The organism is Pseudarthrobacter sp. MDT1-56 (assembly GCF_059383555.1).
Genome location: NZ_JBWZCK010000007.1, coordinates 45,798 through 70,434 on the forward strand (window position 1 = coordinate 45,798; position 24,637 = coordinate 70,434).

Genomic DNA, 24,637 nt, shown 5'->3' on the forward strand with positions numbered 1-24,637 from the left:
TACGCTCATTGATTCTTGGCTCGCTAATGTTAAAGCTCCTGTGTTCGTGAGGGGTATTCCACCGGCAAAAAGAGAAGGCCCCCAATTGCCGGAGCAATCGAAGGCCTCGAAGATCGGAACTGCCTGCCTCATATGAGGCGGCATACATCCTGCCAGGGCTGACGCCCGGGGAAAATGCCCGACCAGGTACCCGGCAACCTTGCTTCTTGCGAAGCTTCCCGAAGGAGAGCGGTTGACGCGGGTGGGAGAGAACTCCGCTTGCAAACTGAAAGTCGATTCTACAGAACAAATCCCGTCCGGCGCACCTGCATGACGGGCATGTTGGTTGCGGACGGGTTCCGGCTGTCATATCGCTGCAGTATCACTGAAAGACAGTATTTACTGAAAGACAGTGGTACTGGAACGAAATAACGACAATCAGTCGGTCTGTGACAAGCTTACCAGCATGAGCACTTCAGACAGTAATTCACACGTTTACCAGCCCGCCAGCGCCGAGGGCGACGTCTCACAGCAGATCCGCGATATCTCCGAGGTGCCCGCGATCGAGGTCATCACCACCGCCGCCGTGCACCTGATGAGCGCCGCCGCCGTGAAGCTCGGCCTGGCCGCCGAAGAGAACGCCGAAGAGCTCAAGGACCTGGACGAGGCCCGCAAGCTGATCACCGCCCTGGCCGGCCTGGTCACCGCCGCCGCTCCCGAAATCGGCTCCCAGCACGCCGGACCGTTGCGCGACGGGCTGCGGTCCCTGCAGCTGGCGTTCCGCGAGGAATCCAGTATTCCGGATGCACCGGGCAAGGGCCCGGGCGAGAAGTACACCGGCCCGGTCAACTAAGCACGAACTCTTTCCAGCGGCAACGCGGCGGCGGGCGGACCACATCGGTCCACCCGCCGCCGTCGTTAACTCCCCGGCAGTGCGGGCGCCCCGGGGCGTAACGTCTTGCTGGTGCTGGTGCGTCAGGCTGCGGCGAGGCGCCGCCGGCGGTGGTGCTGCAGCACCAGGCCCAGCAGGCACAGCGCGACGCCGCCCACCCCCACGGCCACGAATCCGGCCGAGGGACCGACGCCATCGATGAACACCCCGGCGAGCGGCGCGCCGAGCGCGACGCCGCCGGTGAGGGCAGAGCCGTACCAGCCCATCGCCTCGCCGCGGCGGCGCTCGTCGACGAGTTCGGCGACCTTCTCCGAGGCGGCCGACAGCACCGGGGCGCACAGCAGCCCCGGCAGGAGCGAGAGCAGGCTGAGGGTCCAGGTGTCCTGGGCGAAGGCCATTGGAATGGTCAGCGCGGACATTCCCAGCAGTAGCAGGATCGGCGAGATCGGCCGGTGCATGGCGCCGTAGATCACGCCACCGACCACCGACGCCCCGCACCAGAAGAGGAAGACCAGTCCGATCTCGGCCTGGTGGCCGCCGGTCTCGAGGGCGGCAACGATCCCGACGTCGGTGCCGCTAAGGACCATGCCGGCCCCGGCGGCGACGGCAAAAACGGCGGCCACGGCGGCCGTGAACCAGACGAAGTTGTGAGTGACCTTGTGCCGCAGCCCGGCCCGCTCGTGGCGTCCGTCCCCGGCGGCGGCCAGCGGGACGAACTCTGCGGCGGCCTCCTGCAGGTGGGCCGGGGCAGCGGCGACGACGGCGACCTCGGCTGCTTTCTGCTGGCTGGCCTCGAACTCGGTGTCGGACTCGGCGTCGGACTCCGCGCTGCGGGTCGGCGGGTTGAACCACATCAGGAAAAGCCCGGACGCCGAGGTGGCGATGCCGATGATGGTCAGCCCCAGGACCGAGAGTCCGGCGGTCGCGACGAGGGCTCCCGCCGCGGGGCCGATCATAAAGACCAGTTCCGTGGAGATCGCGTCCAGGGCGAAGGCCGTGCGCCGCTGCTCCCCCGTGGCCAGGACGCCGAGGGACTGGCGGACAACGCTGAAGATCGGCAGCGTCAGGAGGCCGCCGACGAACACCAGCGGCAGCAGCAGCTCGTAGGAAACGTGCGGCACCACCGACCAGATGACAGCCTCGGAAATGACCGAGGGAATGAGGGCACGCCGAAGGCCGACGGTATCGACGCGCCGGCCGCGCCAGGGCGCGCCGACGGCAATGCCGATGGTCATCACGGCAGCCGCGGCCCCGGCAGCGGCGTAGCCCTGCCCGAGGGTGAGGACGATGTGCAAGGTCAGCAGGACCCCGGCCGCGGAGTGCGGTATGCGGGCGATCATCCCGACCAGCAGGAGCCGCCTGATCGGCCGATCGGCGAGCAGCTCCCGGTAAAGCGCGAAGTTCACGGACTACATCCTTCTGGTACTGCCCCCGGCAGCACCGGGATATTCCCCGCTGGCCGTCAGCTACTGTGCTGCGCGCTGCAATTTGACCTCGATAGAGTCAACCCGCTCAGCAAATACTTCATTCCGCGCCCAGGCGCTGTTGAGCCCGGACACGATGGACTGGACGCCCGCGGCGTCGAGCCCGTCTTCAAGGTAGAGCAGCACGCGGAGTTCCGGGCCGGAGCCTCCGCCCGGCAGCGGCGTCCCATCGGCCACACGCGAGGCAACTCCACCGCCTGGATGAATTTCAACACGGCGGACCGCGGGAAAGCCAACCGCGGCCTCGCCGAGGCTCCGGGCAAGGTCGGGATCAGCGTACGACGGCGTCCAGTCCCGTTGCTGGGCCAGGGCCCACACGGCCGGCCGGCGCACCACGAAGGTCACTTGTGAGCCCGGGTCCAGCACGAGCAACTCGGCGCCTTCGGCGACCGCGGAGAGTGCGGCGCGGGCAGCGTAGACTGCCACCGGGCGGGCCTCCGGGTGCCAGGCCGCCAGCGCAGCGGCGGAGGTGAAGACCGGCATCGCCGTCCGGCCGTCGGGGGCCTTGAGCGTCACGAGGGCCATGTCCGCCTGTTTGTCGGCATGGAGGCCGCCGGCGCCTTCACCTTCTTCGGCGAGCGTGGCGAGGATTGGCACAAAGACCCGCGCCGTGGCCAGGGCGGCCACCACCGCAGCCTCGTCGCCGTCGCCGGCCGCGAGGGCGGCCAGCGCCGTCAGGTAGCCGGCGTCGGCCGCGCCGTCGTCGTCCTCGAAATTGTGGATCCTGGCGTCTTCGCCGGACAGGCTGCGCCCGGCCCAGGGCTGGCCGGCCGAGTCAGCTGCTCCGCCTGCGCCGGCCAGGGCCGCCGCGATGTGCCCGGGCAGCGGGCGTGACGTGGCGGGAAGGTCAGCTGCGCGCTCGCCCGCGGGCCGGTGCTCCATGCTGCGGACTTACCTAGCGCCGGCCGGCGACGTCGAGGGCCTCCGGCAGCGTGAAGTTTCCGTTGTAGAGGGCCTTGCCGACGATGGCGCCCTCGACGCCGAGCGGCACGAGGGAGCGCAGGACCTTGAGGTCATCGAGGCTGGAGATTCCGCCGGAGGCGACCACCGGCTTGCCGGTCTTCTCCACCATCTGGCGCAGCAGTTCGACGTTGGGTCCCTGGAGGGTGCCGTCCTTGGTGACGTCGGTGACGACGTAGCGGGCGCAGCCGGCCTCTTCGAGGCGCCCGAGGACGTCCCAGAGGTCACCGCCCTCCTTGGTCCAGCCGCGGCCGGCCAGCGTGGTGCCGCGGACATCCAGCCCGACGGCGATCCTGTCGCCGAAGCGCTCGATCACCCGGGCAGTCCACTCCGGGTTTTCCAGTGCCGCGGTGCCGAGGTTCACGCGGGCGACGCCGAGCTCCAGGGCCTTCTCGAGCGACTCGTCGTCGCGCAGGCCCCCGGAGAGCTCCACCTTGATGTCGAGCCGGCCGACCACTTCGCGGAGCAGTTCGGCGTTGGAGCCCCGGCCGAAGGCGGCGTCGAGGTCGACGAGGTGGACCCACTCCGCCCCCTGCTGCTGCCAGTTCAGCGCGGCTTCCAGGGGGGTGCCGTAGCTCGTTTCGCTGCCGGCCTCGCCCTGGACGAGGCGGACTGCCTGGCCGTTGACGACGTCGACGGCGGGGAGCAGCTCCAGCACGGGCAGCGGGGTTTCGGTGGTCATCGTAAATCCTCAGTTTTCAGGGGTCGGCAGGTGGTCGGGGCGCCGCGGGCGTCAGGCGGGCAGCGTCAGGAGGTAGGCGGCGAGCAGCGCCATCCCAGCCAGGACGTAGAACACGACCTGGACCCAGCGCGGGCTTTTCTGCTGGCGGAAGGACAGCGCTCCGCCGACCAGCAGGCCGGCGAGCCCCATCAGCACGATCGGCCACATCTAAGCGGTCCCGGCTTCCGGGGGTGTCACGGCTGTCGGGGCCGGGGCTGCGGAACGGTCCCGCAGGCCTTCCACCCAGTTGCGCAGCAGGCGTCCACCGGCGTCGCCGGACTTCTCCGGGTGGAACTGCGTCGCGCACAGCGGGCCGTTTTCCACGGCGGCGATGAAGGGGGCACCGTGCTCCGACCAGGTGACAAGCGGCGCCGTCATCCGCGGCTGGATAACATCGAAGTCCCACTGCTGGACCCCATAGGAGTGCACGAAGTAGAAACGCTCGTTTTCGACCCCGGCAAAGAGCCTGGAGCCCGCCGGCACGGACACGGTGTTCCAGCCCATGTGCGGTACGACGTCGGCGGGGAGGAGTTCGACCTTCCCGGGCCACTCCCCCATGCCTTCGGCTTCTGTGCCGTGCTCGACGCCGGCTTCGAAGAGCACCTGGAGGCCCACGCAGATGGCCAGCACGGGGCGGCCGCCGGCGACGCGGCGGCCGATCATGCGGATGGCATCGACGGCTTTGAGCTCACGCATCACCGTTTCGAACGCCCCGACACCGGGGACCACGAGCCCGTCGGCGTTGAGCACATCCTCCGGCTTGGAACTGAGGATCACCTCGGCACCGGCGCGTTCGAGGGCGCGCACGGCGGAGCGGACGTTGCCGGAGCCGTAGTCGAGGACCGTGACGGTGGGCTTGCCCTCGGCCGACACCGGCTTCCTGCCGGCGTCGGGGTTGATGATGGCGCCGTCCTTCAGCACCTTGCCGGTCACAACGCGCCCTTGGTGGACGGGATGCCCTCGACCCGGGGATCCGGTTCGATGGCAGCGCGCAGGGCGCGGGCGAAGGCCTTGAACTGGGCCTCGACGATGTGGTGCGGATCCCGGCCTGCGGTGACGTTCATGTGCAGGCAGATTCCGGCGTGCAGGGTGATCGCCTCGAAGATGTGACGGGTCAGGGACCCGGTGAAGTGTCCGCCAATCAGGTGGTACTCCTGGCCGGCGGGCTCGCCACCGTGCACGAGGTAGGGGCGGCCGGAGACGTCGACGACGGCCTGCGCGAGGGCCTCGTCGAGGGGTACCGTGGCTTCCCCGAAGCGGCGGATCCCGGCCTTGTTCCCCAGCGCGGTGCGCAGGACTTCGCCGAAGGTGATGGCTACATCCTCAACCGTGTGGTGGACATCAATGTGCGTATCGCCGGTGGCCTTGACCGTCATATCGATCAGGGAGTGCTTGCTCAGCGCCGTCAGCATGTGGTCGTAGAACGGAACGGACGTGCTGATGTCGGAGACCCCGGTGCCGTCCAGGTTGATCTCGACCAGCACGGATGACTCGCTGGTGGTCCGCTCCATGCGTGCGGTCCGGCCCTCGGCAGCGGTTGATCCGGTGTTGCTCATGTGGGTGTCCTTTGGATGACGACGGTGCCCGGCGAACAGGGCAGGGTGGATGTCCTGGGTTAAGTCTAGGCGGGCTGCACTGCTTGGCCGGCCAGGATCCGTTCGAGGGCTTCGAGGAAGGCTGTGGTTTCCGTCTCAGTCCCGGCGGTGACGCGAAGGTGCCCGGGAATCCCAACATCGCGGATCAGCACACCGGCGTCGAGCAGGCCCTGCCAGACCTCGTGCGGATTGTCCAGGCCGCCGAAGAAGACGTAGTTTGAGTCGGAGGCGGCCGGTTTGAGGCCCATCCGCTGCAGTTCGGACACGATCCTGTCCCGCTGGCGCTTGATGTCTTCGACGTCGGCCATCAGCGCGACCCGGTGGTGCAGGGCGGCCAGGGCTGTCGCCTGGGTGATGGCCGAAAGGTGGTACGGGAGCCGGACCAGCCGCAGGGCGTCCGTCACCTCGGGCGCCGCCGCCATGTAGCCAACACGGGCGCCGGCCAGGGCGAAGGCCTTGCTCATGGTGCGCGAGACGATCAGCCGTTCCCGGCCGGGCAGCAGCGTGAGGGCGCTGGGCGTGCCGTCGTGGGCGAACTCGTGGTACGCCTCGTCGACGATCACGATGGTCTGGCTGGCTTCGCCGGCCTCATAGACGGCCTCAACGACGTCCAGGCCAAGCCCGGTGCCGGTGGGGTTGTTCGGGGAACACAGGAAGACGATGTTCGGCTGGAGTCCGCGGACCTGGCGGGCGGCCGATTCCGCACTGAGTCCGTAGTCATCGGCGCGGGCCCCGACGATGTAGCCGGTGTCGGTACCGGAGGCCAGCAGCGGGTACATCGAATATGTGGGAGGGAAGCCGAGGGCGGTGCGCCCCGGGCCGCCGAAGGCCTGGAGGATCTGCTGGAGAACCTCGTTGGAACCATTTGCGGCCCAGATGTTGTCGGCACCCAGTCCGTGGCCGAGGTATTCCGCGAGGGCTTCGCGCAGTTCCGTGAATTCGCGGTCCGGATAGCGGTTCAAGCCGGCTGCGGCAAGCGTGACGGCCTCGGAAATCGCGGCCCGCACGTCGGCCGGGACACCATGGGTGTTTTCGTTGACGTTGAGCAGGATGGGGACGTCCAGCTGCGGCGCGCCGTACGGCGTCAGGCCGCGCAGGTTGGTCCGGAGGGGAAGTCGGTTCAGGCGCTCTAGCTGGTCAGTCACTGCACCAGTTTAAGTGAGATCGCGGCGGGCCCTGAAACTGTGACGGATCGGGCGGGTTACTTGGACGGAATGAAGAGTGCCTGGCCCGGCACAACACGGGCGGCGTCCAGGTTGTTCAGCTGGATGATATCGGTGACGACGTCTCGGGGGTCGCGCTCCGGCGCCACGGCCTCGGCGATGGCCCAGAGCGACTCACCGGGCTGCACCGTCACGGTCACGGTGGGAGTCAGCGACAGCCCGGCAGCGGACTCTGCCGCCTTGGCCGGGGCGTTGAGGAAACCGCTGAAGGACAAAATGAGCGCGGCCAGCAGAATCAGCGGCACCCCGATGAAGACAAAGCGCCCCCGCCGGGTGAGCCGCAGCGGCGCCTGCTTGACCCGCGGCCCCCGGCCCGCATTGCTGTTTCCGCCAGCCGGGACGTGCTGGGCGATGGGGCCCTGCTGACCAAAGGCGCCCTGCTGGCCGGCGGACGTACCGCCCTCTGGGCGGCCGTAGTTGCCGAATGCGTCGCGGCCGAAAGTGTCGTGAAACGCGCTTGATGCTGACATGAACTGAGCCCTCCTGGACCATACTGTGCCGCCCGGCGTACTCCACGTACTTGCCGCCAACCGGCCTAACCTTCGAACAAAGAACCGAACGTCACGCTGTGTCCGAACAATGCTCCACCCTCTAACGGCGATGACTAGAACACATATTCGAACCTTGCTTGTTCTGTTTTAGCACTTATCAACGAACAATGTCGAGACTCGCTAGAACAAATGTTTGAAAAAGCAGTGTGGCTGGCCTACGTTTGAGCTACAGAACAACCACTTCTGCAGTTGATCAGCAGGGTCTGACATTTCAGGCCGGAAGTTCCCGGCAGCCGCAGCCACGGCGGCCGGGCCGAACGGAAAGGCGTTGGCGAACATGGCAGCACCAGCCACTGGCGGCAGGGCCACCCAGCAACGGAGCCCGCAGGCAGCCCGGCCACCAAAGAGCCTCACCGTCCGGCAAAAGAAGATCCTGGAAACCATCCAGCGCTCCGTCACGGACAACGGCTATCCGCCCTCCATGCGCGAGATCGGCGACACCGTTGGCCTGGCCAGCCTCTCCAGCGTCACCCACCAGCTCTCCCAGCTGGAGAAACTTGGCTACCTGCGGCGTGACCCCAAGCGCCCCCGCGCCATGGAAGTGCTGATGCCGCTGACCCTCGACGAGGGAACCACGAAGATTTCAGGGGTGGAGAAGTCCAGCGGACTGCGCACGGTCGGCGGATTGTCGGTCTCCGAGCTGGCCAGCGCCACCGACACCGCCATGGTGCCGCTGGTGGGCCGCATTGCCGCGGGCGGGCCGATCCTGGCCGACCAGGTCGTCGAGGACGTGATGCCCCTGCCACGCCAGCTGGTGGGCCACGGCGAGCTCTTTATGCTCAAAGTCGCGGGGGACTCGATGATCGACGCCGCCATCTGCGACGGTGACTGGGTGGTTGTGCGCCGGCAGGGCGACGCCATCAACGGCGACATCGTCGCCGCGTTGCTGGATGACGAGGCGACGGTCAAGACATTCCGCCAGCGCGACGGCCACACCTGGCTGCTGCCGCAGAACACCCAGTACGAGCCCATCCTCGGCGATCACGCCGTCATCATGGGCAAAGTCGTCTCGGTGCTGCGCTCCCTCTAGGACCTCTCAGGACCGGCACGTCAAAAGCCGCGAAATGGGCCCCTCCGGAATCGGACGGGGCCCAACGCGTTTGTGCGGACTACTTGGCGGGCTGCCCGGATTCCTTCGCGAGCCGTTCCAGGGCTGCGTAGGCAATCGCGGGGTCGGTGGTGGGCCAGAACGGCGGCAGGGCGGCGCGGAGGAATCCCCCGTAGCGCTCGGTGGAGAGTCGTGAGTCCAGCACTGCCACCACTCCCCTGTCCGTCGTCGTACGGATCAGCCGGCCGGCACCCTGGGCCAGGCGGATGGCGGCGTGGGTCGCGGAAACGCTCATGAACCCGTTACCGCCGGCCTGGGCCACCGCACGGGACCGTGCTGTCATCAGTGGGTCGTCGGGCCGCGGGAACGGGATCCGGTCGATCACCACGAGGCGGCAGGAGGTCCCCGGCACGTCGACACCCTGCCACAGCGACATGGTGCCGAAGAGGCAGGTGTCCGGTTCGTCGGCGAACTGTTTGACCAGCGCGGTCATGGTCGAATCCCCCTGGCAGAGGATGCTCATGTCCAGCCGCGGGCGCAGGGCCTCAGCGGCTTCCTCGGCGGCGCGCCGGGAGGAGAACAGGCACAGTGCTCCGCCGCCGGAGGCCCGGATCAGCTTCTCGAGCTCGTCTAGGGCTTCCGGGGACATGCCGCGGCCGGGTTTGGGCAGGTGCTTGGCAACGTAGAGGATGCCCTGTTTCGGATATTCGAAGGGCGAGCCGACGTCGACCCCGGTCCAGCTCGGGGCACCTGGCCCTACCAGGCCCAGGCCGCCGGCGGCGGGTTCGAAGGCTGACCCGATCGCCAGCGTCGCCGACGTCAGGATGACGGTGTGGTCCGCGAACAGGCCCTCGCGGAGCCGTCCGGCGACGCTGAGCGGTGCGATGTTGATCAGGGCCGGCGCGGACTCGTCCGGCTGGGAGTAGCCCTGCTGCGGGTCGAAGGTGCTGTTGCGGGAAAACCAGACCACCTCGCGGTTTTCGCGGGCGGCGAGCAGCCGTTCGCAGAGCTCCAGGATCACCATGAGGCGGGAGCGCGCGAGCTGGCGGCCGCCGTCGGCCGTGTTGGCGCTGTCCCCCTTGGAGTCCGAGAGCGCCGCGCGGCAGGCGTCCCGCAGCTGGTCCACGCAGTCCAGTTGTTCGCTGTTGAGGCCGTTGGGCATCAGTCCGCTGGGGACCCCTTCGATGGCAAGTTCGAGGTTGGACGCGGCGTTGTTCAGGGCGTCCACCGTGATGCCGGTGTGCTTCCGCGCCCCCGACGCGGCGGCGTGCACCATCGCGACGGAGAGCTGGCCGGACACGGCGCCGGTTACCCGGTCCTGCAGCTCGTGGGCTTCATCCACCACCACCACGTCGTATTCCGGCAATACCGCCAGGCCCTCGAAGGCGCTGACAGCCAGCATGGCGTGGTTGGTGACGACGACGTCGGCGTCCGCGGCGTTCTGCCGGGCCAGTTCGCTGAAGCATTCGGCCGCGAGGGGACATTTCTGCGCGCCCAGGCACTCCATCGAGGTGACGGAGACCTGCCGCCACGCCCGGTCCGTGACCCCGGGCAGGAGCTCGTCACGGTCCCCCGTCACGGTGTCCTCGGCCCATTCGCGCAGCCTGACGACTTCCTTACCGAGCTGGGACGACGGGCCGCCCATCGCCGCGGCGAAATGCGGGACGGACGTGTCCTCGCCGAGCGAGAAGAGCTGGCCCTCGGAGGGCTCTTCGGAGGGGAAACCGCCCTCGAGCTTGTGGCGGCACACGTAGTTGGAGCGGCCCTTGACCAGGGCGACCTTGACTGGCCGCTCCAGCGCCGGGGTGATGGTCTTCAGCAGCCGGGGCAGGTCCCGGCCAACGATCTGGGTCTGCAGGGCCAGGGTGGCGGTGGAGACCAGGGTGGGTTTGTCGCTGACCAGCGAATGGGCGATCAGCGGGATCAGGTACGCGAGGGACTTCCCGGTTCCGGTGCCGGCCTGGACCAGCAGGTGGTCGCCGCTGTCAATCGCGCGCGCCACCTGCCGGGCCATCTCGTGCTGGCCGTCGCGGCTCTGGCCGCCCATGCCGGACACGGCGCGGTCGAGCAATTCGATCACGAATTCCCCGCCGCGCGGGCCGCGCGTTCCTGCCGGACGTTCTCCCGCGGGTTCTGCCCCCGCGGTTTCGGTCCCGGCGGCTTCCGTCCCGGTGTTATCCGTTTCTGCGGGGTCCTCCGTTGCGGAGTCCGTTGCCGGGGCCGGACCGCCCGTGCCGGTGTCCGCCCCGGTCACCGCTGCCTTAGTCATTGCTGATGAACGAATCCAGTTCAGCGGCGAATCCTTCGCGCACCATCACGACGGCGCGGGTGCCCGCTTCCTCGTGGTCGAGGCTGAGGATCTCCGCGTCGGTCTCGTGCAGCTTGCTGAGCAGGTCCCCGCGGTTGTACGGGATCATCAGTTCCAGCTTCACGCTGGGCCGCGGGATGCCTTCGCTGATGGCCTTGAGCAGCTCCGGGATGCCTTCGCCCGTGCGTGCCGACACCACCACGTGGCGCGGTTCGCGCTGCTTGAGCCGTTCGATCACGAAGGGATCGGCGGCGTCGGCCTTGTTCAGGACGATGATTTCCGGCACCTTGCGGGCGTCGACTTCGCTGAAGACCTTGCGGACCGCGGCGATCTGTCCCTCCGGATCCGGGTGGGAGACATCCACGACGTGCAGGATCAGGTCCGCGTCGGCGACTTCCTCCAGCGTGGAGCGGAAAGCCTCCACGAGCTGGGTGGGCAGCGACCGGACGAAGCCCACGGTATCGGCCAGGGTGTAGCCCAGCCCGTCCGAGGTCTCGGCCTTGCGGACCGTCGGGTCCAGCGTGGCGAACAGGGCGTTCTCCACCAGCACACCGGCGTCGGTCAGCCGGTTCAGCAGCGAGGACTTGCCGGCGTTGGTGTACCCGGCGATCGCTACGGACGGCACGGAATTACGGCGGCGGTTGGCGCGCTTGGTCTCCCGGGCCGGCTTCATCGCGGCGATTTCACGCCGCAGCTTGGCCATCCGGGTGCGGATCCGGCGGCGGTCCAGTTCGATTTTGGTTTCACCGGGACCGCGCGAACCCATGCCGGCGCCGGCACCGCCCACCTGGCCACCGGCCTGGCGTGACATCGAGTCACCCCAGCCGCGCAGGCGCGGCAGCAGGTATTCGAGCTGGGCCAGTTCCACCTGGGCCTTGCCCTCGCGGCTCTTGGCGTGCTGGGCAAAGATGTCCAGGATCAGGGCCGTGCGGTCGATGACCTTGACCTTGACGATGTCTTCCAGGCTGCGGCGCTGGGACGGTGCCAGTTCGGCGTCGACGACGACGGTGTCTGCGCCGGTGGACATCACGATGTCCTTGAGCTCCTGGGCCTTGCCGGAGCCGAGGAAGGTTCCGGGGTCGGGCTTGGCGCGGCGCTGCACGATCCCGTCGAGGACCTCCGAGCCGGCGGTCTCGGCGAGAGCGGCGAGTTCGCGGAGCGAGTTCTCGGCGTCGGCCAGGGTGCCTTCGGTCCAGAGGCCGGCCAGCACGACGCGCTCGAGCCGCAGCTGCCGGTACTCGACTTCGGTGACGTCTTCGAGTTCCGTGGACAGACCGGCGGTACGGCGCAGTGCGTGCCGTTCCTCCAGGTCCTGCTGGTCACCGTCGTAGTTGCTGTGCTCCTCGTCCTGCCGGGAGATCGCCTGCGCTTTTCCGAGCACCGAGGTGGGCTCGCCGGCAGCCGGGGCCGCCTTCCGGGCAGGGGTGTCCTTGGAGAGGATCCGGTCGATGACAGCCTGGATTTCCGCAGGACTCATGTCCTGGGCTGCTGAATCGGGTCCGGTGTTGGGCTGACTGGTCATGGTCTCCTTTAGAGGTTCGGCAGTTTCAGAATAGTGCCGATCGGTGCTGTCTGGGGCGGTATTCGCGCTGGGCTGACGACTATTCGTCAAAGGGGCCTCCTGGAATGCCCGCGGCAGCGGTGCCGGGGCAAGGGTGGGCTCCGCAAGGGAGCGGTGAGAAGGGGGAAGGAACCGGCGTGGTGTGGCCTTGAGAAGGGAGAGACTGTCCGCCCGGCCGGGCTCCATGAGCACGGCCAAAGTCCAAGTGGATCGGGCGCCGGCGGCTGGGTCCTTTTCAGGTTCATCGCGGGGTGGCGCACTGAGCGGAAGGTAACTACCTGCGTCGCTGCGGGGACGGGATTTAACCCGTGCCGGCTACTTGAAGTTCGAGAGCATGTCTTTAAGATTAGCAGACGGTCCGGTTGGCTCCGGCCCGTCCCCGCGGTTTCGCCTACGGGCCGGGGGCGAACTAATCTGGGCAGTTATGGAGTCTGCACACTATTTCAGCGCCCAGCCGGCCGGGCCCTTCACCCGCAAACCACTGACCGTGGAGCTTGCCGGTGAGACCCGGCACCTGCAGACGTCCTCGGGCATCTTCAGCCCGGACGGCATCGACAAGGGTACGGCCGTACTGCTGGCCGAGGCACCCGCCCCGGCCCCGCAGGGAACGTTGCTGGACATCGGCTGCGGCTGGGGTCCGATCGCCCTGACCATGGCCCTGCGGGCACCGCACGCCCAGGTCTACGCCGTGGACGTCAACGAACGGTGCGTGACCCTGACCAACGAGAACGCCGCGCTGCTGGGACTGGGCAATGTCACGGCCAGCACACCCGACGCCGTCGACCCCGGGCTCCGCTTCGACACGATCTGGTCCAACCCGCCCATCCGGATCGGCAAGGACGAGCTCCATGCGTTGCTGCTGCTGTGGCTGCCGCGGCTGGCGCCCGGCGGCTCCGCGTGGCTGGTGGTGCAGAAGAACCTGGGATCGGATTCCCTGCAGCGCTGGCTGGCGGCCGAGCTGGACAGCAGCTTCACCGTGACGCGCGAGAGCACCTCGAAATCGTTCCGCATCCTTCGGGTCAGGAAAGCGTCCCACTAGCGACGATCACCGCGGGGCCGCTGAGCTCGACGTGCTCGTGGCCCTCCGCGCCGAGGAAGAACTTCACTCCGACGACGCCGCCCGGGACGTGGACGTTCCACACGTCCGGGGCACCCTGGCCGGCCCAGTGGCGGATCGCGACGGCGGCCGCGCAGGCGCCGGTGCCGCAGGACTGGGTTTCCCCCACGCCCCGTTCATGAACGCGCATGGTGATGGTTCCGACGCCGTCGTGGACCAGCGGCTCGGACGGGACGACGAACTCGACGTTGGTGCCGTGAGGCGGGGTCGGGTCGACGTGGGGTGCGGTGAACAGCTGCGTGGCCTCCAGCTCGGCCAGTTCGGCCAGCGCCACGACGGTATGCGGGTTCCCCATGCTGACGGACAGGGCTGGCCGTGCGACCTCGAGTCCCGTGGCGCTGACCAGCGAATCCATGGCCCGGGCGGTGGCCTCGCCCGGGAAGATGAACTCCCAGGGGCCCATGTCGACGGCGTAGCCGGCGGCGGTGCGGACGATCGTTTTGGCGCCGCCCCGGGTGCCGATAGTCAGGGATTCGCCGGCGGGCAGCTCGACCAGGCCCTCGGTGATCAGGAAGTGCACAAAGACACGGACGCCGTTGCCGCACATCTCGGAGAGTGAGCCGTCGCCGTTGCGGTAGTCCATGAACCACTCGGCGTCCGGGTTCTGCGTCAGCAGCTCCTGGCCCTCGGCGAGCAGCCGGGACGGGACGGCACGGATCAGTCCGTCGCCGCCGATTCCGCGGTGCCGGTCACAGAGCACTGCGACCTGCTCCGGCGTCACTGCCAGGGTGCCGTTGGGGTCGGCGAGGAGCACAAAGTCGTTGCCCGTGCCGTGGCCCTTGGAAAATTTGAGACCGGTCAGGGCTGCAGTGTCACCGGTGGAGTTGCGATCAGCGGCCACGGCCAGGGTTTCGTCCATGCTCCAAGGTTACCGTTCCGGCTCGGGCCGCCAGCAAACCGGCCCGGCAAACCAAGCGCCTGGCGCGGGACGTTCAGCCGGGGACGCAGAGGACGGCGGCCTTGGCCACGAGGTCCGGGTCCTGCCAGTCGAGCCAATGGATCCGGGGGTCCGCCCGGAACCAGGTCAGCTGGCGGCGGGCGAACTGCCGGGTCGCGACGATGGTCTCCTCCGCAGCCTGGGCTGCGTCGGATTCCCCGTCGAGGACCCTGAGGAACTGGGCATAGCCGAGGGCCCGCGGTGCCGTCCGGCCACGCCGGAGCCCGGCGGCATCGAGCGTCCGGACTTCCTCGAGCAGCCCGCATTCCACCATGGTGTGGACCCGGCGCGCGAGCCGTTCCCGGAGCTGGCCGCGGTCCACGTCGAGCCCGATCTGCACCGCGGGCTGGACGTACTCGCGGGTGGGCATAAATGAGCTGAAGGGTCTTCCGGTCAGCTCGAACACCTCGAGGGCGCGGATGATCCGGCGCGCATCGCCAAGCCGGCCGGCGGAGACCGGGTCCACGACTTCCAGCCGCGCCCGCAGCGGTCCCGCCCCATCAGCTTCCAGCTCCGCCTCGAGCCGGCGCCGGATGACCGGATCCGTGCCCGGGAATTCCAGCACGTCCAGGGCGGCACGGACGTAGAGCCCGGAGCCTCCGGCCAGGATGGCGCGTTTGCCGCGGGCATGGATGTCGGCAATGAGCGCACGGGCCTGCTGCTGGAAGTCCGAGACGCTCGCTTCCCCGGTCACGTCCAGGGTGTCCAGGAGGTGGTGCGGCACTCCCCTGCGCTCGGCCTCGGTGATCTTGGCGGTGCCGATGTCCATGCCGCGGTAGAACTGCATGGAGTCGGCATTGATGACCTCGCCGTCCAGCTCCAGTGCCAGCGAGACGGCAAGGTCGGACTTGCCGGAGCCGGTCGGCCCCACGACGGCGATCACCGGCGGCGTAGCCGTATCCCGGACTGCACCGGCCCGGACTTCGCCGGCCCGGACCGCACCGGCCTCCGTGACCTGCGCTTTGCCCGCGGTGACGTCCTGCGGATCGGCCACGGCCTTAGCGGCCGCGGACGGGAAGGGTGGGCATGCCCAGGGATACGCCCGTGGTGCCGGAGGCGGATCCCGGAACGGGCGCGCCGCAGGAGTCCGCCTGGGACCTGTCCCAGGCGTCGCCCGCCCGGGAGCGGCGAAGGCTGTAGTCGTCCGCTGACGCCGGGTCGGCTACGAGGTGGAACGCCGCGGCCTCGGTAATGGTCACGGTAACGAGGTCGCCGGGGCGGGGCGTCCCGGCGCCGGCCGGCACGGAGAAGTGGACCAGGCGCTGATCCTGGGACCGCCCGGAGAGCCGGTGGGTTTCCCCGGCCTTGCGCCCGGACTGGGCCGTGACCATGACCTCGACGCGCTGGCCGAGCTGGCGGGCGTTCTCCTCGGCGGCGATCCTGTCCTGCAGGGCGGTGAGTCGTTCGAAGCGTTCCTGCACCACGGCCTTGGGGAGCTGGTCCGGGAGCTCGGCGGCGGGAGTGCCCGGCCGTTTGGAGTACTGGAAAGTGAAAGCGGTGGCGAAGCGGGACTTCTCCACGACGTCGAGCGTGGCCTGGAAATCCTCCTCGGTTTCACCGGGGAATCCGACGATGATGTCCGTCGAGATGGCGGCGTGCGGGATCTTTTCGCGGACCTTGTCCAGAATGCCCAGGAACTTGGTCGAGCGGTACGAGCGCTTCATGTCCTTGAGGACCCTGTCCGAACCAGACTGCAGGGGCATGTGCAGCTGCGGCATGACATTAGGGGTTTCGGCCATGGCGTCGATGACGTCGTCGGTGAAGGCGGCGGGGTGCGGGCTCGTGAACCGGACGCGTTCCAGCCCGGCGATGTCACCGCAGGCGCGGAGCAACTTGGAGAAGGCCTGCCGGTCGCCGAATTCAACGCCGTAGGAGTTCACGTTTTGGCCCAGCAGGGTTACTTCGATCGCGCCGTCGGCGACGAGGGCCTCGATCTCGGCCAGAATGTCGCCGGGGCGGCGGTCCTTTTCCTTGCCGCGCAGGGCCGGGACGATGCAGAAGGTGCAGGTGTTGTTGCAGCCGACGGAGATCGACACCCAGCCGGAATAAACCGAGTCACGCTTGGTCGGCAGGGTTGAGGGGAAGACGTCGAGGGACTCCAGGATTTCGAGCTGCGCCTCGTTGTTGTGGCGGGCGCGTTCCAGCAGGGCCGGCAGTGCGCCGACGTTGTGGGTGCCGAAGACGGCGTCCACCCAGGGTGCCTTCTTCAGGATGGTGTCGCGGTCCTTCTGCGCCAGGCAGCCCCCGACGGCGATCTGCATTCCCGGGTTGGCGGCCTTGACCGGTGCCAGGATGCCCAGGTTGCCATAGAGCTTGTTGTCTGCGTTTTCCCGCACTGCACAGGTGTTGAAGACCACGACGTCGGCCAGTTCGCCGGCGGCGGGGACGTAGCCGGCGGCTTCGAGCATCCCGGACATGCGCTCTGAATCGTGTACGTTCATCTGGCAGCCGAAAGTCCGCACCTGGTACGTGCGGGGCTGCGGGGTGGAGGGCTGCGCCTCCGCGCCAGGGGAAGCCGAGGCGTCCGTGGAAGGGGTGGTGCCGGCTGCGGGGAAGGGAATGGTCAAACTCACCTGTTAAGGGTACCGGGTCGGCACGCCGCCGGGGCGTCCTCAGAAATCAGCGTCGGGCCCTGCGTCCGAACCGGTCACGGCCTCGTCGAGGACTTCGCCCACGATCCGGAAGGCCTGGGATGGCTGGTACCCCTTGCGGGCGAGCATGGACGCGAGCCGGCGCGTGGTTTTGTCCCGCTCGGCGCGGTCATCGAACCCGGTCACGCCCCGAAGCTTCCGCTGGACCAGTTCGCGGGCCGCGGCTTCCTCGTCCTCGTCGCTGAGCTGTTCCAGGGCGAGCGACGCGGTGTCCGTGTCGATGCCCTTTTCGGTAAGCTCCCGCCGGAGCGCGCCTTTGGCGAGTTTGCGGCTCTGCGCACGGGACCGCACCCACATCTCGGCGAAGTCGGCGTCGTCAATAAGCTTCACTTCCTCGAAGCGGTCCAGCACCGCCTCGGCGACGGCGTCCGGGACGTTGCGCTCGGCCAGTTTACGGGCGAGCTGCAGCCGGCTCTTGGGCGAGTTCGTCAGTTGCCGCAGGACAATGGCACGCGCAACAGCCGCGGGGTCCGCGTCATGGTCCGGTTCGGCGGAAGCACCCGTGCGGCGTGACCCGTCCCCGGCCAGGGCACCGCCGGCAAAACCGGGGGCAGGAGTCCCGGATGGGAATCCTGCCCCTTTGCGCCGTCGGCCGTTAGAAGCCGTCAACGGCCTTCAGCTTCGGTGACGCTTCGGTCTCGGCGGGGGCCTTCACTCCGACGCCGAGCTTTTCCTTGATGAGCCGTTCCAGCTCGGCAGCCAGTTCCGGGTTGTCGCGCAGGAACCGGCGGGAGTTCTCCATGCCCTGGCCCAGCTGGTCACCGTCGTAGGTGAACCAGGAACCCGACTTCTTGATCAGGCCGTGCTCGACACCCATGTCAATGATGCCGCCCTCGCGGGAGATGCCCTGGCCGTAGATGATGTCGAATTCGGCGATCTTGAAGGGTGGGGCCATCTTGTTCTTGACGATTTTCGCCTTGGTGCGGTTGCCGACGGAGTCCGCGCCCTCCTTGAGGGTCTGGATCCGGCGGACGTCGATGCGGATCGAGGCGTAGAACTTCAGGGCCTTACCACCGGTGGTCGTTTCCGGGGAGCCGAAGAAGACGCCGATCTTTTCGCGCAACTGATTGATGAAGATGGCCGTGGTCTTGGTCTGGCTCAGGCGGCCGGTGATCTTACGCAGGGCCTGGCTCATCAGGCGGGCCTGCAGGCCCACGTGGCTGTCGCCCATGTCGCCTTCAATTTCCGCGCGGGGAACGAGGGCAGCAACGGAGTCGATGACGATGACGTCAAGGGAGCCCGAGCCGATCAGCATGTCCATGATTTCCAGGGCCTGCTCGCCGGTGTCCGGCTGGGAGACCAGGAGGGCGTCCGTGTCGACGCCCAGCTTGGCGGCGTATTCGGGATCGAGGGCGTGCTCGGCGTCGATGAAGGCGGCGATGCCTCCGAGGCGCTGGGCGTTGGCGACCGCATGCAGCGCCACCGTGGTCTTACCGGAGGATTCCGGACCATAGATTTCCACGACCCGGCCGCGCGGCAGGCCGCCAATTCCCAGGGCGACATCCAGCGCGATGGAACCGGTCGGAATGACCTCGATGGGCGCACGGACTTCGTCACCAAGGCGCATGACCGAGCCTTTGCCGAACTGCTTGTCAATCTGGGCCAGCGCTGCATCAAGCGCTTTCTGGCGATCCGGGGCTGCGGCCATGGTTCACACCTCTAATACTTTCTCGCTGTGGAGTGGCCGATCCGGCCCTGTGTCGTGTTCGTGATCAGTGTTGGTGATCGGTGTTCGTGATCAGTCGTTGTGATCAGGGTTCCTGATCGGTTCTTCGGTCATTACTGAAGGTACTGGCACCCACCGACAGAGTTGCCTGCTTGCCCCGCGTATGTGGAAAAAGCTCTAAAAAAAGCATAGTCCTACCCGAACAGATATTCGAACAATGAGTGCGGCGTGTCAGGCGCGGTCTGCCCGCACCGTCCTGGAACGGCGCCTTCCGGAGCCGATTCCGGAGTACGGGAATCAGCGGGGTTTGACGTCGCGGCCCAGCCGCCGTTCGGGCGGGACATCCTGGACCTCGCAGAGCGCCAGCCACACCTGCCGGGGTGGTACCCCGGCCCTCAAGGCCTGCTCCGCGGTCCGGCCGCCTACTCCCGCCAGGACCAGGGAGCTGCTGAGGACCCGCGAGTACCCTGCCCCGAATTCATCGTCCATAAGGCGCCAAAAGTCACTGATTCGCACCCTTCGAGTCTCTCACGGTACGGGAGGACTCTAGAATGATTGCCATGAGCAACCCCGCCGAAGGCCCTGGGATCAGCGGCGGCGCTGACGATTCGACCGAAACGGCACTGACCGCCGTCGAGCACCAGCTGAGCCTGCTCTGGCGGCGCGCCCGTTCCATCTCACACCACCTCTCCCGCCAGGTTCACCCGGACATGGAACCGGCGGCATACGGCCTGCTGTCGGTCATCCGCAAGCAGGGCGCCATGCGGCTGACCGAGCTGGCCTCCAGCATCGGGGTCGGAAAGCCCTCGGTCAGCCGACAGATCGCTTTCCTGGAACGCCTCGGCCTGGTCTCCAAGGAAGCCGACCCGCTCGACGGCCGCGCCCAGATCATCCGCCTGACGCCCACGGGCGAGGAGCGCATGCACGAGGTGCAGGACGCGCGGCGCGAGGTGTTCCGCGAGCGGCTTGGCGAGTGGCCGCTGGAGGAACTGCAGACCCTGTCCCGCTACATCGCCAAACTCAACGCCACCTATGAGCGTGACGGCTTCCCCCGGGACGAACCCCAGTAGACCCGCCCGGCCGGCCACTCAAGAGCCGCCGGGCAGGCAGACAGAGCACGCAAACAAGGCACGCAAAAGACCCCGGCACACCGCCGGGGTCTTTTGTCGAGTGGTGGGTGTGGGGGGGCTAGCGTGCCCCGGAAAGGAGGCCCTTGGCCAATTCCTCGTTGAGGTCGGAGTTGAGCTCACGGTCCAGGTCACGGCCGTAGCGCTGGGCAAAATCCTGCGGGACGGTGTCCGGAACCGCAACACCCTCGGCGACGGCGACGCGGTCGCTGACCTCGCGGAGCATGCTGGAGAGCGGAACATCGAGGGCCGAGCAGATCGAGGAGAGCAGCTCCGAGGAGGCTTCCTTCTGGCCGCGTTCCACTTCACTCAGGTAGCCCAGAGAAACGCGGGCACTGTGCGAGACTTCGCGGAGGGTACGGCCTTGGCGTTGGCGGACATCGCGCAGTACATCACCGATTTCGTGACGAAGTACAACCATCTTGCGCTCCTTCTGTTCGCTCTTAGCCTGATCGGCGAGGCCCACATCCTTCCAGCGGACAACGCCGTTAACGGATACGGGCTGCTTTACCATCTGTATCGCCTTGCTCCCTCTTTGTGTCGAGCCCGCTGGTCAAAGCGGACACTGATGATGCTTTCATCCTAGGCGCCTCCCTTATTCGGAAGCGACACAATGTAACAACTATTAGGAATCAAGTTTTGTTCCCGGCAACTTTACGCCCGGTAGCTTGCGGACGCCAAGGCCTCCAGCAGGCGTTCCAGCGCCGCGGCGCAGGCCTGGCCGCGGATTTCCGGGCGGTTCCCCTCGAAGCTGTACCCGAACGACGTCGAGCCCTCCGCGGTGGCAACGCCGATATAGACGGAGCCCACGTCCTTGCCGCCGTGCGGTTCGGGACCGGCGACGCCGGTTGTGGAGACGCCGATGTCGGCGCCGCAGACCCTGCGGGCGCCCTCGGCCATGGCCTCCGCGACCTGGCCGTCGACGGCTCCGACGGTGTCCAGCAGTTCCCGGGGCACCCCGAGCAACCCGGCCTTGACCGAGTTCTGGTAGGAGACGACACCGCCCTGGAGCATCCCGGACGCGCCGGGAGTGTCTGCCAGCACGGCGGCGACCATGCCGGCGGTGAGGGACTCGGCCGTGGCGACGGTCAGGCCGCGGCCGATCGCCCCGGTGACGGCCTCTTCGGCCAGGTGATGCAGGTTGATCGTGTGGTGGGGACTGGTCATGGCTTGCCCTCCTGGAGTTTTTGCTGCTGCGCCCGGATGCCGCTGGCGCGCAGCTTGAGGGCCTCGATGACGTATTCGCCGCCGGTCCAGACCGTGATGGCCAGGGCCACCATCATGACCGCGAAGGCCACGACGCCGAGCCACGGCGCAATCGAGGCCAGCGGGAGGATGTACAGGAAGATGGCCACGGTCTGGATGACGGTCTTGAGTTTCCCGCCGCGCGAGGCCGGGATCACGCCGTAGCGGATGACGAAGAAGCGCAGGGCGGTGACGCCCCATTCCCGGACAAGGATCAGGATGGTGACCCACCACGGCAGCTCCCCCAGTAGCGAGAGCATCACCAGGGCGGAGCCGATCAGCAGTTTGTCCGCGATCGGGTCGGCGATCTTGCCGAAGTCGGTGATCAGGCCGCGGCTGCGGGCGATGTCGCCGTCGAGCTTGTCCGTGTAGATGGCGACGGCGAAGGTGGCAGCGGCAATCCAGCGCCAGACGCCGTTCTGGGCGACCAGCCCCGGTGCGTCAAGCAGGAGGAACCAGACGAAGAACGGCACCATCACAATCCGCACCATCGTCAGGATGTTGGGCAGGTTCCAGATCCGGGACGCGGATCCGGTGCTGTTTGCTTCGGCGCTAGTCACCTTCCTAGGCTACCGCCCGGTGAGCGACCAGGCGTCCTCGGAACCTTCCTCATCATCGCCGGAGCCGGCGTCGGCTCCGTCGTGATAGTCCGTGGTCTGGGTCCGCCGGTCAAGGTCGGCGGCGACGAGGTCCTCCGCGTACCCGCCCTGGGCGACGTTCGCATTGGCGTTCTCGCTCAGCGCTGCGGTCTGGGAATCGGCGATGGCGGGCACCTCCATGCCCTTCATGGCTGCGAGAACCGTCGCCAGGTCATCGGGTTTGACCAGGACGTCGCGGGCCTTGGAGCCCTCGGAGGGGCCCACCACGCCGCGGGACTCGAGCAGGTCCATGAGCCGGCCGGCCTTCGCGAAGCCGACGCGGAGTTTGCGCTGCAGCATCGAGGTGGAGCCGAACTGGGTCGTGACCACGAGCTCGGTGGCCTGCAGCAGGACCTCGAGGTCGTCGCCGATGTCGTCGTCGATCTGCTTCTTCGGCGCCTCGGGGGCGACGTCGTCGCGGTACACGGCCTTGAGCTGGCCCTTGACGTGTTCGACCACCTTGTGGATTTCGGATTCGGTAACCCAGGCGCCCTGGACACGCATGGCCTTGGAGGCGCCCATCGGCAGGAAGAGCGCATCACCCTGGCCGATCAGCTTCTCCGCGCCCGGCTGGTCCAGGACGACGCGGGAGTCGGTGACCGAGGAGGTGGCGAACGCCATCCGGGAGGGCACGTTGGCCTTGATCAGGCCGGTGACGACGTCGACCGAGGGCCGCTGGGTGGCGAGCACAAGGTGGATGCCGGCGGCACGGGCCAGCTGGGTGATGCGGACGATCGAGTCCTCGACGTCGCGGGGGGCGACCATCATCAGATCGGCGAGTTCGTCGACGATCACCAGCAGGTAGGGGTACGGCCGGATGACCCGTTTGGACCCCTCGGGCGGGTGCACCTTGCCGGCGCGGACGGCCTTGTTGAAGTCGTCGATGTGCTTGAAGCCGTAGTTGGCGAGGTCGTCGTAGCGGGCGTCCATCTCGCGGACCACCCACTGGAGGGCTTCGGCAGCCTTCTTGGGGTTGGTGATGATCGGGGTGATCAGGTGCGGGACACCCTCGTAGGCGGTGAGTTCCACGCGTTTGGGGTCCACCATGACCATGCGGACCTCGTCGGGCGTGGCGCGCATCAGGATGGAGGTGATCATCGAGTTCACGAACGAGGACTTGCCGGCTCCGGTGGCTCCGGCGACGAGCAGGTGCGGCATCTTGGCGAGGTTCGCGACGACGTAGCCGCCCTCGACGTCCTTGCCGACCCCCATGACCATCGGGTGGTCGGTGCGGCGCGCGTTCTGGCTGCGGAGCACGTCGCCGAGGGACACGGTCTCGCGGTCCGTGTTGGGGATTTCGATGCCGATGGCCGACTTGCCCGGGATGGGGCTCAGGATGCGCACGTCCGAGCTGGCGACGGCGTAGGAGATGTTCTTGGACAGCGCGGTGACGCGCTCCACCTTGGTGCCCGGCGAGAGTTCGATCTCGTAACGGGTGACCGTGGGGCCGCGGCTGAAGCCGGTGACCTGGGCGTCGACATTGAACTGGTTCAGGGTTTCGGTCAGCGAGGCGACAATCGCGTCGTTGGCCTCCGTACGTTCCTTGGGGATGGAGCCCGGCGTCAGCACGTCCGACGGCGGCAGCGTATAGGTCACGTCGCCGGCGAGCGAGAGCTGTTCGGTGCGCTGCGGAATCGGGGTGGGCAGCGGAGCCGGGGCCACGGGGTTGGAGGGAACCTTCGCGGCGGCGGCCACGGCGGCGGCACCCGGCGCGGGGGCTGCCGGGTTCAGCGAACCGGCGGCGACCATCCCCGGAGTGACGAGCGGGATCGCTTCGGTGGCGTTCTCCCCCGCCGGTCCGGCGGCGCTGCCGGCGGCAGTCCCCAGGCCCTGGGCCGCCTTGATCTTCTCGACGGCGATCTCGGCCTGGGTGGGGCGGCGCACGCCGGGGGCGACGGATTTGGAGCCCGGTTTGGAGCCCTTGGCGACACGGGCAGCCTCGGCTTCCTCGTCGGCAATGAGGGCACGCTCGAAAGCCTCGTCGCCGACGTAGCCCTCGAGGGCGGCGTCCTCGTCCTGGTCCTTGCCGAACAGGCGGCGCCGCTTCTTTTTGGCCGGGGCCGGGGTGTCGTTTTCGTACAGGTAGCTGCGGTCATGGCCGTCGCCGTCTGCTTCGTTGTCCTGCAGATCGATTCCCATGAGGTGCTCGTAGGCGCCCCGCAGCCGGCCCGGGATGGCGCCGAACGGCGTGGCGGTGACGATCAGCAGCGAGGTGAAGGCAAGCAGGCCATACACGGCCAGCGGGACGGCGGGGTGGATGGCAGCGAGTGGGGCAGCGGCGAGGTAGCCGAGCATGCCGCCGGCCTGGCGGAGTCCGTCGAATCCCTCGGCGACGGTCGGTTCCCCGCCGATGACGTGGGCCAGGCCGGTGCCGGCGAAGGTCATGATCAGGAAGCCGATCCCGATCCGGTTGTTGCCGCGGCCATCGACGGGCTGGCGGAACAGCCGGAAGGCGCAGACAAACAGCATCAGCGGCAGCAGCAGCGACATCCAGCCGAAGGTGCCGTTGACGATTCCATAGACCATGTCCGGGAACCAGCCCTGGAAGCCCCACCAGGCGAAGGTGGCGACAAAGACCCCGAGAGCGAGGTTGAACAGGGCTGCGCCGTCGCGGCGGTCCTCGGGGGCGAGGTCGCTGACGTCGTAGCCGATCCGGCGGATTCCCGCCCCGATGACGTGCGCCACGCCCAGCCAGGCGCCGGCCACAACCCGGACCGGCCAGGGCTGTTTGGGTTCGACGGCGGCCAGCTGGCGGGTGCGCGCGGTACCTGTTTTTCCGGGGGGCCTGCTGGTTTTGGACGCAGCCGGGCCGGAGCCCCGAGCCGAAGAGCTGCCTGATTTACCGCTGGGGTTTCCTCTAGGCGCGGAGGAAGTACGTGTCGCCATACCCGCTACGGTACCTGACTCCGGGCCGAAAACCGCGGATTTCCGGGC

The 24,637-nt window shown here is 67.9% G+C and carries 24 protein-coding genes; 4 read left to right on the forward strand and 20 right to left on the reverse strand.

All coding sequences use genetic code 11. From position 1 onward, the window contains the following. Positions 1 to 445: 445 nt before the first annotated feature. Positions 446 to 832: a DUF1844 domain-containing protein gene (locus tag AC50YC_RS11260; RefSeq protein ID WP_494953607.1), complete on the forward strand. Its 387-nt coding sequence runs from the start codon at positions 446 to 448 to the stop codon at positions 830 to 832. Between the two features lie 122 nt (positions 833 to 954). Here the strand turns inward: AC50YC_RS11260 and AC50YC_RS11265 are convergent, their stop codons facing one another. The 8 genes from AC50YC_RS11265 to AC50YC_RS11300 form a co-directional block, all read right to left on the reverse strand. After that, the gene (locus tag AC50YC_RS11265) at positions 955 to 2,277 is read right to left on the reverse strand and encodes an MFS transporter (protein ID WP_494953608.1); all 1,323 of its coding nucleotides are present in this window, start codon (positions 2,275 to 2,277) and stop codon (positions 955 to 957) included. 60 nt (positions 2,278 to 2,337) lie between these two features. Then, positions 2,338 to 3,237 carry an SseB family protein gene (locus tag AC50YC_RS11270; protein WP_494953609.1) on the reverse strand — a complete coding sequence of 300 codons (900 nt, stop codon included), beginning with the start codon at positions 3,235 to 3,237 and terminating at the stop codon, positions 2,338 to 2,340. 13 nt (positions 3,238 to 3,250) lie between these two features. Continuing rightward, a complete protein-coding gene (gene priA, locus AC50YC_RS11275; protein WP_494953610.1) occupies positions 3,251 to 3,997 on the reverse strand; it encodes a bifunctional 1-(5-phosphoribosyl)-5-((5-phosphoribosylamino)methylideneamino)imidazole-4-carboxamide isomerase/phosphoribosylanthranilate isomerase PriA in 747 nt (248 codons plus the stop codon). Between the two features lie 51 nt (positions 3,998 to 4,048). Continuing rightward, on the reverse strand, positions 4,049 to 4,204 hold the full coding sequence (locus AC50YC_RS11280; protein WP_494953611.1) for a hypothetical protein: 156 nt from the start codon (positions 4,202 to 4,204) through the stop codon (positions 4,049 to 4,051). After that, a complete protein-coding gene (hisH, locus tag AC50YC_RS11285) occupies positions 4,205 to 4,969 on the reverse strand; it encodes an imidazole glycerol phosphate synthase subunit HisH (protein ID WP_494953612.1) in 765 nt (254 codons plus the stop codon). After that, positions 4,966 to 5,592: an imidazoleglycerol-phosphate dehydratase HisB gene (hisB, locus tag AC50YC_RS11290; protein WP_494953613.1), complete on the reverse strand. Its 627-nt coding sequence runs from the start codon at positions 5,590 to 5,592 to the stop codon at positions 4,966 to 4,968. Before hisB ends, hisH begins: the two co-directional genes overlap by 4 nt. Positions 5,593 to 5,657: 65 nt before the next feature. Further along, the gene (locus AC50YC_RS11295) at positions 5,658 to 6,776 is read right to left on the reverse strand and encodes a histidinol-phosphate transaminase (protein WP_494953614.1); all 1,119 of its coding nucleotides are present in this window, start codon (positions 6,774 to 6,776) and stop codon (positions 5,658 to 5,660) included. Between the two features lie 56 nt (positions 6,777 to 6,832). After that, entirely contained in the window at positions 6,833 to 7,324 is a 492-nt protein-coding gene (locus tag AC50YC_RS11300; protein ID WP_494953615.1) for a LysM peptidoglycan-binding domain-containing protein, read from the reverse strand. A gap of 358 nt (positions 7,325 to 7,682) precedes the next feature. On the opposite strand from AC50YC_RS11300, the gene lexA reads away from it, so the two are divergent. Further along, complete coding sequence (lexA, locus tag AC50YC_RS11305; RefSeq protein ID WP_494953616.1) at positions 7,683 to 8,435, forward strand: transcriptional repressor LexA; 753 nt, start codon at positions 7,683 to 7,685, stop codon at positions 8,433 to 8,435. A 79-nt stretch (positions 8,436 to 8,514) separates the two neighbouring features. Here the strand turns inward: lexA and AC50YC_RS11310 are convergent, their stop codons facing one another. Beyond that, positions 8,515 to 10,722 (reverse strand): ATP-dependent DNA helicase, encoded by a 2,208-nt coding sequence (locus AC50YC_RS11310; RefSeq protein ID WP_494953617.1) that lies wholly within the window; start codon positions 10,720 to 10,722, stop codon positions 8,515 to 8,517. Beyond that, entirely contained in the window at positions 10,715 to 12,283 is a 1,569-nt protein-coding gene (gene hflX / locus AC50YC_RS11315) for a GTPase HflX (RefSeq protein WP_354173747.1), read from the reverse strand. The genes AC50YC_RS11310 and hflX overlap by 8 nt, the downstream gene beginning before the upstream one ends. A 463-nt stretch (positions 12,284 to 12,746) precedes the next feature. On the opposite strand from hflX, the gene AC50YC_RS11320 reads away from it, so the two are divergent. Beyond that, positions 12,747 to 13,361: a class I SAM-dependent methyltransferase gene (locus AC50YC_RS11320; RefSeq protein ID WP_494953618.1), complete on the forward strand. Its 615-nt coding sequence runs from the start codon at positions 12,747 to 12,749 to the stop codon at positions 13,359 to 13,361. Here the strand turns inward: AC50YC_RS11320 and dapF are convergent. The 6 genes from dapF to AC50YC_RS11350 all read right to left on the reverse strand — a co-directional run bounded on the left by dapF (position 13,342) and on the right by AC50YC_RS11350 (position 19,209). After that, the gene (dapF, locus tag AC50YC_RS11325) at positions 13,342 to 14,298 is read right to left on the reverse strand and encodes a diaminopimelate epimerase (protein WP_494953619.1); all 957 of its coding nucleotides are present in this window, start codon (positions 14,296 to 14,298) and stop codon (positions 13,342 to 13,344) included. The genes AC50YC_RS11320 and dapF overlap by 20 nt on opposite strands. A gap of 73 nt (positions 14,299 to 14,371) precedes the next feature. Next, complete coding sequence (gene miaA, locus AC50YC_RS11330) at positions 14,372 to 15,259, reverse strand: tRNA (adenosine(37)-N6)-dimethylallyltransferase MiaA (protein WP_494953766.1); 888 nt, start codon at positions 15,257 to 15,259, stop codon at positions 14,372 to 14,374. Positions 15,260 to 15,374: 115 nt separating this feature from the next. After that, positions 15,375 to 16,949 (reverse strand): tRNA (N6-isopentenyl adenosine(37)-C2)-methylthiotransferase MiaB, encoded by a 1,575-nt coding sequence (gene miaB, locus AC50YC_RS11335; RefSeq protein WP_494953620.1) that lies wholly within the window; start codon positions 16,947 to 16,949, stop codon positions 15,375 to 15,377. A 39-nt stretch (positions 16,950 to 16,988) separates the two neighbouring features. Continuing rightward, on the reverse strand, positions 16,989 to 17,474 hold the full coding sequence (locus AC50YC_RS11340) for a regulatory protein RecX (RefSeq protein WP_494953767.1): 486 nt from the start codon (positions 17,472 to 17,474) through the stop codon (positions 16,989 to 16,991). Positions 17,475 to 17,622: 148 nt separating this feature from the next. Continuing rightward, on the reverse strand, positions 17,623 to 18,675 hold the full coding sequence (gene recA, locus AC50YC_RS11345; protein ID WP_224049150.1) for a recombinase RecA: 1,053 nt from the start codon (positions 18,673 to 18,675) through the stop codon (positions 17,623 to 17,625). A gap of 315 nt (positions 18,676 to 18,990) precedes the next feature. Next, the gene (locus AC50YC_RS11350; RefSeq protein WP_494953621.1) at positions 18,991 to 19,209 is read right to left on the reverse strand and encodes a DUF3046 domain-containing protein; all 219 of its coding nucleotides are present in this window, start codon (positions 19,207 to 19,209) and stop codon (positions 18,991 to 18,993) included. A gap of 44 nt (positions 19,210 to 19,253) precedes the next feature. On the opposite strand from AC50YC_RS11350, the gene AC50YC_RS11355 reads away from it, so the two are divergent. Then, positions 19,254 to 19,763, forward strand: a complete 510-nt coding sequence (locus tag AC50YC_RS11355; protein ID WP_494953622.1) for a MarR family winged helix-turn-helix transcriptional regulator — start codon at positions 19,254 to 19,256, stop codon at positions 19,761 to 19,763. A 118-nt stretch (positions 19,764 to 19,881) separates the two neighbouring features. On the opposite strand, the gene AC50YC_RS11360 is transcribed toward AC50YC_RS11355, so the two are convergent. From AC50YC_RS11360 to AC50YC_RS11375, 4 genes are all read right to left on the reverse strand, one after another. Then, positions 19,882 to 20,334, reverse strand: a complete 453-nt coding sequence (locus tag AC50YC_RS11360; RefSeq protein ID WP_354173753.1) for a helix-turn-helix domain-containing protein — start codon at positions 20,332 to 20,334, stop codon at positions 19,882 to 19,884. 140 nt (positions 20,335 to 20,474) lie between these two features. Continuing rightward, positions 20,475 to 20,987 carry a CinA family protein gene (locus tag AC50YC_RS11365; protein ID WP_494953623.1) on the reverse strand — a complete coding sequence of 171 codons (513 nt, stop codon included), beginning with the start codon at positions 20,985 to 20,987 and terminating at the stop codon, positions 20,475 to 20,477. Next, the gene (pgsA, locus tag AC50YC_RS11370) at positions 20,984 to 21,625 is read right to left on the reverse strand and encodes a CDP-diacylglycerol--glycerol-3-phosphate 3-phosphatidyltransferase (protein WP_494953624.1); all 642 of its coding nucleotides are present in this window, start codon (positions 21,623 to 21,625) and stop codon (positions 20,984 to 20,986) included. The genes AC50YC_RS11365 and pgsA overlap by 4 nt, the downstream gene beginning before the upstream one ends. 9 nt (positions 21,626 to 21,634) lie before the next feature. Beyond that, positions 21,635 to 24,589, reverse strand: coding sequence for an FtsK/SpoIIIE family DNA translocase (locus AC50YC_RS11375; protein WP_494953625.1), 2,955 nt, complete (start codon positions 24,587 to 24,589; stop codon positions 21,635 to 21,637). Positions 24,590 to 24,637: the final 48 nt, after the last annotated feature.